This is a genomic window from Providencia sp. PROV032, from assembly GCF_028484875.1.
In the GTDB taxonomy this organism is placed as follows: Bacteria; Pseudomonadota; Gammaproteobacteria; order Enterobacterales; family Enterobacteriaceae; genus Providencia; species Providencia rettgeri_E.
Genome location: NZ_JAMPSX010000005.1, coordinates 58,966 through 75,573 on the forward strand (window position 1 = coordinate 58,966; position 16,608 = coordinate 75,573).

The window sequence follows — 16,608 nt, forward strand, 5'->3', positions numbered from 1 at the left end:
ATAGCCGCTAAGCTATCTGAATAACTCTAGCTTTCTCGCACAAAGGAATGGAATCTAAATGTGGTTGGATTGCCGCTTTCATCTCAGCGAAAGAAGTACCATAAAAATAAAATGCGGTTTCTGTCGGACCATCCCAAACGCCATGAATACTCCCAATATCTTCCACAGCGTCATCTAGAACATCGAACACTTCACTGATATCCCCGTTTTCATAAACGTCATCGGCGAGTTCTGTCCCGTTGAAATAAATAGCCATACCTTCATCTGAACCAAAATCGATTCGAACATCTTCACCATGAATAAATAAACGAGAGCCTTTTGGAGCTAACATTGAGGAAAAAAGTTGAATAATTAAACTGATATTTTCGTCACTCGCCTCTTCAAGTGCTATTTCTATATCACATTCCTGCGCTTCACCATTATCACCTAATAATGTCCCACCGCCTGTGACATGGATATTTTTATCCATGCTTTTCATGACTTCATTAAATGCATCTTCTAAATCACCACGCCTAATAGGCTCAAGCCTTGCATTTAATGTTACTGTAATTGCTGTCATTTCTTGCTGGTTATCCATCTCATTACCTTTACTTTAGGGTGAATTATTCACGTAACTTACAAATAAGTTAGTTATATTAATTGAGTCGCTAAACCGCTTCGTCGCTTAGTTGGCGTTTCAACGGCTCGACGTAATACTTTTGGGCTACCATAAAGAGATAGCTCTTTTTTAGCTCGAGTTATCGCTGTATACACAAGCTCACGTGTCATCACCGGAGAATATACATTTGGTAAAACCAATGCGGTATGAGCAAACTCCGAACCTTGTGATTTATGAACTGTCATTGCATAAGCTGTTTCATGCTGTGGAAGCCGGTTAGGTTGTACTCCACGAATAGTCCCATCTGGAAATTGGAAATAGGCTCTCAGTGCATTTTCTTCATCTGGTAAAATGATGCCTATATCCCCATTAAAAAGTCCTAATGGGCTATCATTACGGCTAATCATAATTGGCCGGCCTGCATAGTGCTTATTCAATAAATTATATGGACGATTTATTATCCCTTGCCTATGAAATAATTTTTCCAATTTATCATTAAGGCCAATAACGCCAAAAGGCCCTTCCCGCAGAGCCGTTAGTAACCGATATTGATTAAATTTTTTCAGAACTTGCTCAGGATCTTCTTTATCTTTAACCGCAAGTAGATATTCTTTATAATTTTCAGCGGCATCTAATAAAATTTGAGCGTAGTCATCCGCTGTTTCTTGAATATAACAATGCACATCTGGACGTTGTTGATTTAGTAATTGTTGAACTCGAGAAACATTGCCTTCATTTACAGCAAAAGCGAGTTGGCCAATCCCTGAATCTGCAGAAAAACGGTAACTTTTACGCAGTAAACATAGGTTATCACGAATAATTGGGCCGCTTGGTGATGCATAAGCTGCAACAGAATACCCTGTTAGCGCCGAAAGTTGAGATGCTCGTTCTATGCTATAACCGTTATCAGCAAACTGACAAATATCCCCTAACACAGCACCTGCTTCGACAGAAGCGAGTTGATCTTTATCACCTAGAAATATTAATTTTGCATTTTCAGGCAGTGACTCAAGTAGTTTGCTCATCATGGGTAAATCTACCATTGAGGCTTCATCAACAATGAGTACATCAAGAGATAAACGGTTGTCTCGGTTATAACGAAACTGCTGACTTTCAGGTTGAGCCCCTAATAAACGGTGTAATGTTTTGGCATGATTAGGCAAAACAGCGCGTTCTGCATCGGTTAAAGGCATCTTTTTCATCGCCTCACCTAGAGATTCCGTCAACCTAGCAGCCGCCTTACCCGTTGGAGCTGCCAGCTCTATTCTAATTTTGTGGTGAAGTTTGGCTTCAAGCTTAATTAATGCGGCAAGGATACGTGCAACCGTTGTTGTTTTTCCCGTCCCTGGCCCCCCTGATATGATTGACACCCTGCTGGTTACAGCAACTGCTGCTGCAATTTTTTGCCAATCAATATCATCAGTAGTGGGAAATAAATTATCTAGTATTTCCTTGATTTGAATATTATTTTGCTTCTCTATTGATGTGTTAGAGAAAAACTTTGCAACATGTTGCTCATATTGCCACATCCGTTGAAAATATAAGTATTCCCCTGAAAGTATTAAAGGCGAGACCTGGTTTTCTGTTGATAGCGACACTGCATTTGCTTGTTTGAGCGTTTGATAAAGTACTTGTTCGCTCGGCTCCCCCATTTTCTGCCAAAATTCAACGGCTAATTCAGGATGCCTCCCTGCAAATAACTTTTCAGGTACAACATCGGCCAATGCTAAGCAAACGTGCCCAGCCATAGTTTCTGCGCTAAGAAGTGCGGCAAGCATAAGTACTATCGGGTGCTTATCATCAGAAATACTGTAAGCAAATTGCACATCAAGAGGTGTGAAGATACGTAGCTCAATAGCCTGATTAAATAGGGATTTCATTAAACGTGTTCCCCTTGTTGAACATTTTTAAATAAGCTATCTAACGCTTCAATAAACGCCTCTACAGGACGATAAAAGAAAATACCGTTACTGGCGTTAACATCATCTACCCCTCTTAGAAATAAATAATAGACACCCCCAAAATGGGTTTCATAATCATAATTAGGCATTCTTTGCTTTAAGTAACGATGTAAAGCCAACGAATATAGTTGATATTGCAAATCATAGCGGTGGTCTATCATCGCTTCAGCCATGGCTTCTTGGGTATAAAAACTAGCATCTTCCCCTAGATAATTTGACTTATAATCAAGAAGGTAAAATTTACCTTTCCAGTAAAAGGTAAGGTCAATAAACCCTTTTAAAATTCCCTGGACTTTCTCAAAACTTAGTGGAGGACAACGTTGTGATAATGGGTCATATTGATGCGTTACCTTATCTAAATGACCTGCCCCCAATATTGACTCAATAGGAAGATAAAACTGCATCTCATCTAATTGGTCTTGAGGCCGTAAAGCAGATAAACATAACCCATCTTCTGATAGTGGTGCCTGTACAATAGCGTGTAGCCATTCTTGCAGCATTGGTGCCCACTGTAAGTCAAACCCAGAAGATTCAAGTTTTTCAGCCAACCATTCTTGCGAAACTGGTTCACTAAAGTCAATCTCTTCCATTAAGCTATGTAAAAATGTTCCGGGTGACGCACCTTTAGGAAATTGATGAGGAGTTAAAGTAAAAAACTCATCTTCCTGTTGTTCCACATCAACACTGGCCTCAACATCCATATTAGGAGCTAATGAATTAGCAAATTGCAATGCTGAAACTGATTCTTCTGCTTCAGTATGGCTTGAACCATAACTTAACCCCGAATAGCTGGTAACACGCCAGTGGTCATTAAAATGACGAGTCACTGCTCTTGCCGATAAGTTTATGCTATCATTTTGTTCTAATAGCAGGCGTTCCGACTTAGGTTGATTAATCACTGCAACATCAATAACACCATTGCTAATTTCAGCCAACATTTCGTTTAAGAGTTGGTGATCACCAGCTTGTCCTTTTTGGATAACGTAACCCAGCGCAGATAAGTGTAAATCGGTTTCACCACTTTTTTTCCTGTTACCTTTAATTAATGGCGCAATACCGACACTACAGTGATAAATGGCCCTTGTGAGTGCCACATATAATAAACGCAGGTCTTCTGCCAAGCGTTCTTGGTCAGCTAAAGCAACATTTTCTTCGCTGTCATTTAAGTCTAGCCGTACCCCATAATCTGTTCTGTCGTGATATAAGCCTTTAGATTGAGGTAAAAAATTGCTTGCAAAAGGCAACCATACAATCTTGTATTCAAGGCCTTTAGATTTATGTATGGTACTGATCTGCACCAAATGTTTATCACTTTCAAGACGCATTTGCTGTACGTCAGATTGATGATCAGGGTGGGATATTTGTTGCGCTAGCCAACGAGTTAGTGTGTGCTCACCTTCAAGCTGTAATGACATTTCTTGCAGTAGTTCACCAATATGCATCACATCCATCAAACGGCGCTCTCCATCGGTGCCTGATAATAATGTTTCTGCAATTTTCCTCTGTGCCATGACCATTCTAAGCATGGGGAGCACACCTCGTTTTTGCCAAACCATCGCATAACGAGCAAATTCATCAACAATCTTTTCCCATGCTTTTTCATCATGGTTAAGGTCATCAATGTGTTTAGCAGTTAAACCCAATATCCCCGTCGCCAATGCACTGCGCAAAACACGTTCTTTTTCCGGTGTTAAAACTGCCTGTAGTAACCACAATAAATCTCTCGCTTCTGGCGTTGAAAATACACTCTCCCGATTAGATTGAAACACGGAGGGGATATTTAACCGATTTAAAGCATCACGAATTAATACGGCTTCGCGCCGACTGCGCACCAACACAGTGATATCAGAAGCTTCGACAGGTGTACGCGTTCCATTGTTGTCAAAATAGCTACTACCTTGCAAACCGCCCTGCAAATATTGTGCGATTTGTACTGCACATTGTGAAGCTGTTGCTTGCTCGTATTCAGAAACGGAGACACCTTCTTCTTCCAATTGCCAAAATGTAAGCGCTTTGGTTTCTTCACCATTATGGATAAGTTTTTTACCGCTATTTTGCTTAGCAAAATTAACGGGTTGAAAAGGAATTTGTTCAAAAATAAAAGGTGACTGACAATGGCTAAATAGATGATTAATCGCTTCAACCATATTTTGTGATGAGCGAAAATTAGTCTCTAATGTATAGTGAGCGCTAACTTCATTTTTTGCTTCAATATAAGTGAAAATATCAGCGCCTCTAAAAGCATAAATAGCTTGTTTAGGGTCGCCAATAAAAAGTAATGCACTGTCATTAACTTCTCGGTAAATTCTTTGGAAAATACGATACTGCTGTGCATCTGTGTCTTGAAATTCATCTATCATCGCAACTGGAAAACGTTGTCTAATAGCCTGAGCTAAAAACTTTCCACTTTCTTGAGCAAGAGCATTGTCTAAACGGGTCAACAAATCATCAAACCCCATTTCACCACGGTTATGTTTTTCACCGCTAATTGCTGCCCTCACCTCTGAAATTGCCAGTGGAATAATTAGATCTTTCAGGGTTAATGATTGAGAAAGTAGCTCATCTATTCTTTGAAAAACAACATGCTCTGGCCCTGAGCCACTTTTTGATTTTTTATGTAGTACCGTTTGCGAGAAGCGTTCAAGATCTTTAGGCAGCTGATAATCTTCAGTTTCTTCTTGAGCCCATTCGCCAATTTTTATCAGCCATGCGGGTAGAAAACGCGTACTATAACTTCGTTTATCAACATCTGACTCAGCGATAAGCTTCTCAAAATCCGCTGAATTTTCTAACCATGCCGTTTTAACTGACTCAATTAACAAAATTAGCCGCTGATGCCGTTCTTCTAGGGTTTCTACTTGTTTCGGTTGGTTAATAATTAAAGGAATATCACCCTGTAAAAAAGGTTTAATCTCTGAAAGCAATGCTTCTGGACTATTCCACAGTGACTGAATAACTTTTGTCATGGAGTAATTCAGAGGATAAAAATGGCGACGCCAAAAGTCTGCACAGGCTTGTTTTTGTATAGGAAATTCATCTTGGATCATTGTTTGTTCAAACAATACTCCAGACTCAAATGCGTTATGAACTAGCATTCTTTGGCAAAAACCATGGATAGTATATATAGCGGCTTCATCCATTTGCCTTTCCGCATCCTGCAGCCATTGCGCAGCAAATTTTCTTTGGGACTCCCCCGAAAGCTCAGTTAATAATTCAAGGTATTCTGGCTGCGACTCGAAACCAACGCCATTTCTTAAGCAAGCCAAGCGCATATCGTGAATACGTTGACGAATACGCCCACGTAACTCATTTGTTGCAGCCTCTGTAAATGTTACAACTAAGATTTCTTCAACACTTAACGGCCTAGGAAACGCATTAGCGCCTCCCAAACCTAATAAAAGCCGCAGATAAAGTATACCAATTGTATATGTTTTACCTGTTCCCGCAGATGCTTCAATTAGCCGCTGCCCACGCAGAGGTAATGAAAAAACATTCAGTAATTGGGACTCTACCTGCACTTTATTCACTCAGCATCTTCCTTTATTGGTAAAATCTTTTGCAACTGAGAAGCTGTCGAGTAAAGCACCCAATCTTTTAGATGAGCATACCCCTCTTTAATATCAACTCCCTGGCCGATAACTTGGGAGCTAACAGCTAACCCTTTGTGTTTTATCACTGCATTTTCATAATACTCAATGACTTGCTCTTTTGTTGCAGTACCTAAAGTTGCAATCACTTTTTCACGAGTATCAAAACTGAAAATATTCCTAGAAAAATCAGATGAATAGCGACCTACTTCTTCATAAAATGTTTGTGGTGGCTGATTCATCTCAGTGATAATAGATTGTTTATATTGATTAAACTCATCTATCGGCAGCTTTTTCAATTTCTCTAATGCTTGAAGATAAAACTGTTGGTAACGCGTATTCAAGTAACTCGGTGTCTTGGCATTACTTTGAATCAAAAAGCCCATTCCCCACTGGTCACCCAACCCTGCTTTAAAAGCAAATACGGCGTAACCCAGCTGCTCATTGGTTCTTAATTGATCATAAAACCAAGGCTGAACCACTTTAGAAAGAATACCGGATAATACTGCACCATCGATGCGGCTATAACCGTCTGGAATAAAGATTTCTGCAAGCGCATTATCGGAGCTGTTCCCCTGTTTGTGGAAATCTGCTAGGTAATTTTTGTCAATTACGACAATATCGCCACGCCACCAATTGGTACCTTCGCTCTTTAATAATTGCTGTGCATCTTTAATGGTTTTAATGCTTTGTGACTCAGTCATATTGCCAAAGACCAGAGCTTGTAATGCTGCGCTTTTAACTATCATTTCACGGTAGTTAGTGATGTCTTGTAGTGAAATTTTATCTAGCTCGGCTAAGCGCTGCTCTTGCTCAAAATAAGGCACACTATTAATACGCTGAAGCGGTTGCATAGCCAGCTCATAAGCTTTCGCATTATTGGCGACTTCAATTTGCTCTTTATACCAAGATTTTGCTTGAGCTAACTCTTGTTTCGTTGGCTCAAAATTCAGGTATAGCTTAGTCATGGATAAAAAGAGTTCAGGTAAATGTTGGGTGTAACCACTGGCATTTAATTGCAGGCCAACACCTTGGGAAACAGAGACCGACATGCCTGCTACAGATGCCTGATATTGCAGTTCATCCATTTTCAATGAAGCGATATATTGTAATAAAGAGCCCGTGACTTGTTGCTTAGCGTCTTTGTCACCTTGGTTAGAACGTAATGATAAGGTGATACTCGCCTTTGGCTCATCTGCAAAATATTGACTTGGCATATATAACACACGTGTATTGCCATCTTGATAGATGAATTCAGGGTGTTTATAAGCCTTATCAGTTTTAATTAATGACAAGTTATCAGCAATGTACGGGTTTAAAGTAGGTAGTTTGAAGTTCATTTTGGATTCTAAACTTGCCCACGTTTTAAACTGTTTTGCTGTGATCTTATTGACTTGATACGGTGCATCAACAAAATAAGCTTTTTTGTTATTCGGTTCGTTCGGACTAATAAACCAAATCCTCGCCTCTTGTGCAGTAAGCTCTGATAAACGTTGTTTAATCGCCTCAGGGTTATACTTATCAGCAATGTAATCTGAATCAAGGACATGGTTAACAGGAACATCAATCATTTGGTCTGATAACCATTCAATATAGTTCATATCCCTAACAATTGAGCCATAACGGAATGATAAATTAAGAACTTTTGCTATTTCATCAAAGTAACTTTTATTGACGCCATCATTCTTAATTAACTCAAGATAAGAAAAAATAGCTGCAATAATTTCATCTCTTTCTTGTAGCCCTTTATCAGTCAATGTGACATAAATAGAGAATGAACCATAGTTTCTATCTAAATTTGGGGTGGCAGAGGCGCTGATACCTTCAGCAAGCCCTTGCGATATTAACCAATCAGCCAATGTTCCTGGGCTTCTGTTACCAATTAAGTAACTAATATAGCTATCACTTTTGCTACGGAAGTCCGCCATATTATTTTTAATACTAAATTCAATTTGTATGGCTTTTTGTGGTTGAGCAGGCACATAGTGAATGATAATGCCTTTTTCGTTATCCGTTACTGCAGGGATATTAACAGCAGGAACACTAGCATTAAAATTAGGTATACGCCCAAATGTTTCCTGAGCAATATTTGCTAATGACTCAATAGATTGGTCGCCGTACAGCACTGCATTCATTAGATTTGCAGAATAATACCGCTTATAAAAACCCACTAGCTCATCTTGTAATTTGCTATTAGGTTTATCTTTCAGAGTCTCTAAATTTCCTCCAGAAAAACGTGAGTTTGGGTGCAACGGATTCAAAGTTTCAGAACGCACTTGCCACATACGCATCCCATCACGAGAACGTGCCATCGTGAGTTCTGCATTAACGGCATTACGTTCTCTATCGGCATTAATTGGGTCTAAAAGCGGGTCTGCTAATGCATCTGCAAGCCTATCCGTCGCTTCTTTCAATGCTCCATTTTCAACTTCAAAATAATAAGCTGTACGGTGCGATGCCGTGCTTGCATTATGGCTACCACCATGTTTTTGCAAAAACTCAGAGAAACTACTTGGCTCTGGGTATTTTTTGGAGCCCATTAAAACCATATGTTCTAAATAATGGGCTAACCCTAATTGGCTATTTGGGTTTTCAATACTACCAACAGGTATCGATACCGCAGCCAATGATTTAGTTGCTTTAGCGTCCGATACTAATAAAACCGTCATATCATTACTGAGTTTGATGGCTTTGTATTCCCTAGGGTCACATTCACTTTTATTTACTGTTTCAGGCAAAACCTGCCAAAGTGGTTGTGCTGCAATAGCTTGACCACCGAAGAGAATTATCAGTAATAAAAATAGATGAGCGATATTTTTGGATAAATATTGCATCCTTTGGTGCTCTCCTGTCATTTCAAGTATTTAGTCATCGGCAATAAAAACCGCTGAGTATTTGATAATAAAGATTTAATCATCGCATCATCTATGCTTCTGCAAGCTCTTGATACATAATCGTCCTCCATCTCACCTTTTTGCATCTGGCTTCCTTGTAAGCTCTGGAGCAAAGCAGATAATGCTTTTTGTTGAATTTCTTCACTCGAAAAATCGTACTGTTTAGTCTTTTTATCAAAACAAGCCTTAACCCAACTCCAACAACTTTGAGAAAGAAGAATTAGAGGGGAATTAAACCCCTCACAGTAGCCCTCGACTAAGTCTTGCAGATAAACCAATGCATCTTCTTTGCTAATTGCTGAGAACTGCCAAATGCTATTCTCTCTTCCCAGTGCCAGGCTTTCCCCTTCACCTATTTGTGAGTTAAATAACAAATGCTCCACCCATAGCTGTACGCCATCATTAGCAGTTAAGTAAGCCGGGCGATAACGTACTATTCCTGTTTCATGAACATTTTTCAGCACACCAGTGATTTTTATTCCATTTAACTGAAAATCAAATGGATAATCAAATAGCTGCATATCATATTCTTTAACTTTTTCAGCTAATGGCGATATCTCGTTCAACTGCTGTTCCCAAAAAAGTTGGCCAAATTGCCTAGCTGGCAGCTGACCTGATGCCTTTAAAGCAGAGTAAAAAGGTTCAATGCTTTTATCTTTGACAAGCAAATCTAAAATTTGGTCATTAATTTTATATCGCTGTAATCTACCTAAGTTAAATGGTTCTTCTTCTGGCAGTTCAGTTTCTTCAATAGAAAAATGGACTTTCAAACGCTGTTGAAAAAACGCCCTAATAGGATGACGATAAAAACGTAATAATTGTTCTAACGAAATTTCAGTGATGGGTTCACGTATTTCAAGTACTGAACAAAATGGTTCATCAACTTTATTTGTTGTTTTTGCAGCAGGTAACCATTCACTCGCGAAGCTTTGATAGGGCGTTTCTGGTAAGAAATTTTCTTTGGCGAATGGGACTCTATTATGTTGAATGACCAGATGTGCACTTAATCGTTTAGCACTTTCATCTATGTTCAAGGTTTCATCGCCAATTAAACAAAAACTTTGGCAAATATAGTCAATTAATTCAGTCACTAATACCGATGGATTACAAGGCTGATTATCACGAATAGAAAGCCCAATATAACTAACATACAGTTGTTTAGATGCTGAATTCAATGCTTCTAAGAATAGATATCTATCGTCGTCCCGGCGTTTTCTATCACCACGAACAGGCTTTTCAGCCATCAAATCAAACCCCAAAGGTGGTATATTTCGCGGGTAAGCCCCATCATTCATCCCTAATAAACACACAACCTTAAATGGCACTGAACGCATTGGCATCAAAGTACAAAAGTTAACAGCTCCAGCCAAGAAACGTTGACTAATCTTCTCATCATCAAAACGAACTGAAAGTTCATCACGAATTAATCGCAATGGCACTTGTTCTTCATATCCTGAAGTTATCGCATTATCGATTATTTGATGCCACTGTTCCATCAATAGTGCGAGAACGAGTTCAGTTTCTCCATCAACCATAAAGCAGCTATCAAGTAATTGTTGGCAAAGTTCTTTCCACGCATCAAGTGGACGTTCTTGTGCGAGTACAGAACGCCATTCTCTGAGTGTGTTGATTAATAGTGCTAATTTCCCAGCAAGTTGAGCCGCTAAACCACTACATTCATCATAAGGTAAAATACCATTCCATGGGCCATTTCTACTATCCATTGCATAGCCAAGCAACATTCTACTTAAACCAAACTCCCATGTGTTTTGCCCTATCACCGGTAAAGCGAAAGAACGTACATTATCATCATCAAGCCCCCAGCGGATCCCTGATTCATTAACCCAGCGGCGCAATAAACTTAACTCACTTTCATCAATACCAAAACGTTGAGAAAAAGCAGAAACTTCAAGTAGGCTGAGAACTTGCTCCGTTGAGAAACGGCTCTGAGGCAAGTCAAGTAACATAATAAATGCCTGTAGAATAGGGTGAGCTTGTAGTGCTTTTCTATCTGAAATTGAAAATGGGATATAACGAGTTGATGCTGTATTACCAAAAACAGCCTGAATATAGGGTGCATAGCTGTCAATATCTGCAACCATGACAATGACATCACGCGGTGTTAGCGATGGGTCTTGCTCAAAAAGAGCAAGCAGATGGTCTTGTAATACTTCAACTTCCCGCTGTGCACTATGGCATAAATGGAATGTTATCGAATTATCTGACTTATTGATCGCTCGCTTACCAATACTCGTTTCATAATTTTCTAATGTTGTCCCTAATTGAGCATGGTTTTCGAGATCTAGAATATCCTGCTGAACATTCTCTAATAAATTGGATCGTTCAGTATCAACATAGGCTGATATTTCATTAGCGCTATCGATTTGAGAAATAAAGTATAAATTGTCTCTGCCAAGCCTTCCCCACGATGCAAGTAATGGATTTACAATGTCCTGCTCACCATTTTCGTTGAATAAATTAGGTACATGTTCTTCAAGTTTAAAACGTGAAATTTCATGTTTATCAAGGTAATGCCGAAGCTTTCTTTGCTGTAATCTAGCTAAAAACGATGCACTTTGAATGTCACCCCAATAATAACGACAAGGGTTAGTGAACATTAAATGAACATCTGTATGTTCTGCTATAGCATTGAGAGCTTGTAGATAAACAGGCGGAAGAGATGAAATACCGCAAATAAAAATACGTTTAGGCAGTTTTTTTCCTAAATCAGGGTTCGATGATAATGTATCAATAAAATGTTGATATAAATTAGCACGGTGCCAAGGTGGCTGTTTTAATTCATTTGAATAATCAACAAGGCATTGCCACAAACGTTTTTGCCACAGTTGATTTTCACTTAGCCCCTCTACTCGTTCATTTTTTTGCCATACTTCGACCCATTGTGGGCGATAAACTAAATACTGGTCAAATAAATCGGCAATCCTACCAGCAAGCTGATGAAGTTTACGTTTATCTGTATCCTCTTGAAGATAATGCCTTAAAGGTTCAAATTCGTCCTCGCCAATGACAGTTGGCAGTATTGTCATGAGTTTCCATGTCATGGCTTGCTTGGTATAAGCACTTTCTTTTGGAATATCCGGTAAAACCCGCCTAAACATGTCCCAAATAAATGTTGCAGGTAAGGGATAGTTAATATTTGCGGCAATACCAAATTGCTTAGCAAGTTCGATTTGCAGCCACTGAGACATCCCAGGGCTTTGCACTAAAATTATTTCTTGCTCAAAAGGGTGAGAAAGTGGTTCATTTTTCATTAAATGAGTCATTAGATCTTTTAATAAATCTAATTGATTAGAATGATACACTTGAAACATAGTGCTCTCCTGTTGAGCAATACCAACGACTTAATGAAAATGGCTGTTTTTTTATTGTTAACGATACCACTAACTCTGTACAGTTATCGACCTGCGGTAAACGGGTCATTTGTATTTTCCATTCAGGGTAACGCAAATCTGGGTCAATGGCAGAATTTTTTTCCCTAGATATTGATGCTGTTAACATTGCGCTTTTTTCTAATGTGCTATGCAATGCCCTAACCGCTGAGGAATTCATATACAATTGATTAAAATTCAATATGATATATTGAGAATAGTTTAGCAAAGCTACTAATGAAATAGCAAAAATAACCACGCCAATCATTGCCTCTATTAATGCAAATCCTTGCTGTTTTATTTTCACTAGCAAAACCCTTTTTTTACTACTGGGCAATAATCTAACCACCCATTTTTACGGGGTAAAAGCTGTTGCTTATTTACATCTAATACCATCCATCGATAAATTTTAATATCATTTCCTAGACGATAATGGCTTTGCCCCGACAACAAAAAAGTCGCCCCTTTGTAGTGTTTTAAACAACTTTTCCACTGCTGAGTTTCCTCTGTCTGGCAAACCCAACTCCTTAGCCCTCTATACTGACTATCCCATTTCAATGTCCCACCCCACGCAAGCGCTGACTCTGCTTTATTAAAAGCATCGAAATATTTAATTTCCTTGCGCAGCTCATCTCGAGCCCGCTCTTGGAAAAAATGTACAGATTTAATCAATAATGAGCCTATTGTGATAAAAATGATCACCGTAAGTAGAGACGCATTTCCCTGTTGTTGCGCTATATTCTTCATAAATTCCTAACCCAAACCGCTATTCGGTAATCAAACGTTTGGTTAGGTAACAAATCTGCCTTAAGGTTTATTTTCATTTCAAGTAATTGGGTATTTTCCTGCCAATCAAACGCTAATTTTTTAACCTTGATTAGCTTCTCATCAAATAGCGATTGCCAACGCGTTCCATCGCAATCCCTGACATTTCGATTAGATTCTAATTTTTCATTATTTAATCGATACCCAAAATAATCAGACTCTATCGATTTAGATTTAATATTCTCCCACTTGCCCGATAAATCTTGGTCGTAGGCAAAAATAATACATGAGTTACTTCCTCGACTTAAAAACTTAGATGTGATTTTTAAAGGCTCTTTTCCACAATCTAAGCTACTGCAATAACCGATCCTTCTAAAATCTTTTTCCATGTTTATTAATGTTTGCCTTATATCTTTGTCTACTTGATATTGAATATAAGCTCGATAGGTTTTTTTAAACAATGTCGGAATGGCACTCATCGCTGATACACAGACAATGCTACTGATTGCCATTGCCATCAATATTTCAAGCAGTGTAAAACCCCGCTGTTTTTTTAATTTATCGTTATTTAAGGGGTTCAACATTTCGGCACCCCAGTCATTTTTTTATGGCTACAACTTCTAATGCGGCCTAATGAAGAGATATAAATGGTGATCTGCTCATACTGATTTTTTAGCCCTACACTGAAAGCACGAATAGTCCCCTGCTTTCCATATAACTGAATTGACGTCCGGCTCGCTTTCCAGAGCTCTATTCCTCGATGCCTTTCTGCTGTTAGCTTGCCAACCTCTTGATTGTTATTTGCATCTTTAACAAGCAGCTGCCAATCACCTACCCCAACCTTAACCGATAATATTTGGTACCTATTTAAATAGACGCCTTCCATCATTTGACTATAGATAAACTCTGATACTTGCCTAGCTGCATCGATTAATCGTTGCCTTTCTACCTGCTGTTGCCATTGATATAAACCAGACAACATGACCAAAGAACAGATAAATAAAACAATTAGAATTTCAATTAAGGTGAAACCACGCTGTGTTGTATTTGATTCAACTTTCATCTTGTTGTGACCTCACTTTTTCATACGCAAGACAGAGATTGCCAAAAAAAACCGGTATAGCGAGGATTGTCATTGCAAACTGCATAACGTTTCGCAACAAAATAAAGAGATTCATATAAATACAACTCGGTCTGCGAAGCGCTTCGCAAAAAAATAGTTAATTCAAAGTAAATACAAGAAAGTAAATTACTTATGAGCCAAGATAAAATTCATCAAGGCGATGGAATCAATAAAGAGTGATGGAATCAATAAAGGGGGAAATAGTGAGATGTAAAAAACAAGACTAAGATGGCTTTTAGATAAAACCATCTTAGTAAAAAATATATTCGCTAATCAAACAGTAAATGGATACTTGATAGCTTCATGGCACTGGTACCCTTCGAGGGTAAAATCATCTGAAGTTACCCATGTTTCGAGGTCTTCTAATGACTTAATTTCGGGGTTAATAACCAATGAAGGGGAAGCAAAAGGCTCACGTTTTAGCTGGACATCACGCATCAAAGGCAGTTGGTTCTCATAGATGTGCGCATTCACAATTTTATGATAAGCCTTACCAGCTTTGTGCCCTGTAATGCGAGCCATTAGTGCAAGTAGAACAAAACATTGTACTTGGTTGAAATTCAGGCCAAGAGGAACATCACAGCTACGCTGATAAGATGTTAAATGTAGCGTATCACCTAATAGTGAAAAAGTATGAGTATGCATGCAGGGACGTAAGCAGCCCATTTCAAATTCACCCGGGTTATAGAAAGTGATAATTTCCGCGCGGTCATCAATTCCATTTTTTAAGTTATTGACGACTTTTTTTAATTGGTCTAAGTGCGTACCGTCTGGACGTTGCCATGAGCGCCCTTGAACACCATAGACGCGCCCCATGTCATCTTCACCTTTACGATGGGGATTATTTAGCCATGCATGGTTTTCGTTTGCATTCGCATTCCAAGTATTACACCCAATCTCGCGAAACTGGGCTGCGTTATCATAGCCGCGAAGGTAGCCAAGAAGCTCTGCTATTGCCGCTTTATAAAAACTTTTACGAGTCGTAATCAAGGGGAATTGATTATTACCAACATCATATTCAAGGTCAGCGTTAATAACGGTTAAACAACGAACTCCTGTTCGTTTGTTTTCAACCCATTGGCCTTCATCAATAATACGTTGGCATAAATCAAGATACGGCTTCATAGTGACTCTCTTTTTCAAAAATAACTTAAGTGGCTAACTTTCACCAGCTGAACTTCATTGTTTTAATTACAAAATAGTTATGTTCAACAGACTAAGCTAGCCTTAGCAATTGTACTTATTAACTCTTTTTGGGCTCTTTTAGTGGCTTATGAGCCGGCACATTTTTACCGTATTTATAAGCCCAAACAATCATCAGAACTCCAATAATAATCATTGGGATTGATAAAATTTGCCCCATGCTAATACCACCAAACAAACCAAGCTGGGCGTCTGGTTGCCTAAAGAATTCAACGATGATCCTAAATGCACCATAACCAATCAAGAATAGCCCGGAAACACTCCCCATTGGGCGAGGTTTACGCACAAATAAGTTCAAGATAAGGAAGAGAACAATCCCTTCTAAGAACATTTCATAAAGCTGCGATGGGTGTCTTGGTAACACACCATATTGCTCTAATATGGGTAATAACGAAGGGTCCTGGGCGGCAAGTTGAATATCTTCACTGCGCGAATGGGGGAATAAAAATGCCCACGGTGTATCGAGTGTCACTCGTCCCCATAACTCCCCATTAATAAAGTTCCCAATACGGCCCATACCTAAGCCAAATGGAATTAATGGTGCAACAAAGTCAGAGATTTGCAAGAAACGACGGCGAGTGCGGTGAGCAAACCACATCATGGCACATATTACACCGATTAGGCCGCCATGGAAGGACATGCCGCCATCCCAAACCTTAAAGAGATATAGAGGATCATCAAGAAAAACAGGAAGATTATAGAAGAAAACATAACCTAGCCGGCCACCGACAAATACGCCAACAAAGCCAATATACAGTAAATTTTCGACTTCATTTTTTGTCCAACCACTATTTGGTTTTGCAGCACGACGTCCGGCAAGCCAAAGGGCAAAAACAAAGCCAACAAGGTACATAAAACCATACCAGTGTAACGATACTGGCCCAATCGAGAACATAACAGGATCTATTTCTGGAAATGCTAAGTAGTTGTTACTCATTGTTCCCCACTTTTTAATCATTAAGCCAACTACTCGTCGACTATTACGTATTCAACAGACTTCAACTTATAAAGTCCCCTGAAGCATACAACAAAAAGGATAGTTATTTATACTTGATATTTTTCGAAGTAAACTAAATTAAATGCTCACG

General features: G+C 39.0%; 11 protein-coding genes. All 11 read right to left on the reverse strand.

Annotated features, from left to right (window positions below):
* Positions 1–7: 7 nt before the first annotated feature.
* Entirely contained in the window at positions 8–577 is a 570-nt protein-coding gene (locus PSF42_RS05305; RefSeq protein ID WP_125890306.1) for a hypothetical protein, read from the reverse strand.
* 53 nt (positions 578–630) lie between these two features.
* Positions 631–2,478, reverse strand: coding sequence for an exodeoxyribonuclease V subunit alpha (gene recD, locus PSF42_RS05310; RefSeq protein WP_272679582.1), 1,848 nt, complete (start codon positions 2,476–2,478; stop codon positions 631–633).
* Complete coding sequence (gene recB / locus PSF42_RS05315; protein ID WP_272679583.1) at positions 2,478–6,086, reverse strand: exodeoxyribonuclease V subunit beta; 3,609 nt, start codon at positions 6,084–6,086, stop codon at positions 2,478–2,480. The genes recD and recB overlap by 1 nt, the downstream gene beginning before the upstream one ends.
* Complete coding sequence (gene ptrA / locus PSF42_RS05320; protein WP_272679584.1) at positions 6,083–8,980, reverse strand: pitrilysin; 2,898 nt, start codon at positions 8,978–8,980, stop codon at positions 6,083–6,085. Before ptrA ends, recB begins: the two co-directional genes overlap by 4 nt.
* A 17-nt stretch (positions 8,981–8,997) precedes the next feature.
* Positions 8,998–12,372 carry an exodeoxyribonuclease V subunit gamma gene (recC, locus tag PSF42_RS05325; protein ID WP_272679585.1) on the reverse strand — a complete coding sequence of 1,125 codons (3,375 nt, stop codon included), beginning with the start codon at positions 12,370–12,372 and terminating at the stop codon, positions 8,998–9,000.
* The gene (locus PSF42_RS05330; RefSeq protein ID WP_272679586.1) at positions 12,350–12,736 is read right to left on the reverse strand and encodes a type IV pilus modification PilV family protein; all 387 of its coding nucleotides are present in this window, start codon (positions 12,734–12,736) and stop codon (positions 12,350–12,352) included. Before PSF42_RS05330 ends, recC begins: the two co-directional genes overlap by 23 nt.
* Positions 12,736–13,176 carry a DUF2509 family protein gene (locus PSF42_RS05335; protein ID WP_125890312.1) on the reverse strand — a complete coding sequence of 147 codons (441 nt, stop codon included), beginning with the start codon at positions 13,174–13,176 and terminating at the stop codon, positions 12,736–12,738. Before PSF42_RS05335 ends, PSF42_RS05330 begins: the two co-directional genes overlap by 1 nt.
* The gene (locus tag PSF42_RS05340) at positions 13,173–13,778 is read right to left on the reverse strand and encodes a prepilin peptidase-dependent protein (protein WP_272679587.1); all 606 of its coding nucleotides are present in this window, start codon (positions 13,776–13,778) and stop codon (positions 13,173–13,175) included. Before PSF42_RS05340 ends, PSF42_RS05335 begins: the two co-directional genes overlap by 4 nt.
* Complete coding sequence (locus PSF42_RS05345; RefSeq protein ID WP_272679588.1) at positions 13,772–14,257, reverse strand: prepilin-type N-terminal cleavage/methylation domain-containing protein; 486 nt, start codon at positions 14,255–14,257, stop codon at positions 13,772–13,774. The genes PSF42_RS05340 and PSF42_RS05345 overlap by 7 nt, the downstream gene beginning before the upstream one ends.
* A 333-nt stretch (positions 14,258–14,590) precedes the next feature.
* The gene (locus tag PSF42_RS05350; RefSeq protein ID WP_272679589.1) at positions 14,591–15,442 is read right to left on the reverse strand and encodes a thymidylate synthase; all 852 of its coding nucleotides are present in this window, start codon (positions 15,440–15,442) and stop codon (positions 14,591–14,593) included.
* 118 nt (positions 15,443–15,560) lie between these two features.
* Positions 15,561–16,457 (reverse strand): prolipoprotein diacylglyceryl transferase, encoded by an 897-nt coding sequence (gene lgt / locus PSF42_RS05355; protein ID WP_272679590.1) that lies wholly within the window; start codon positions 16,455–16,457, stop codon positions 15,561–15,563.
* Positions 16,458–16,608: the final 151 nt, after the last annotated feature.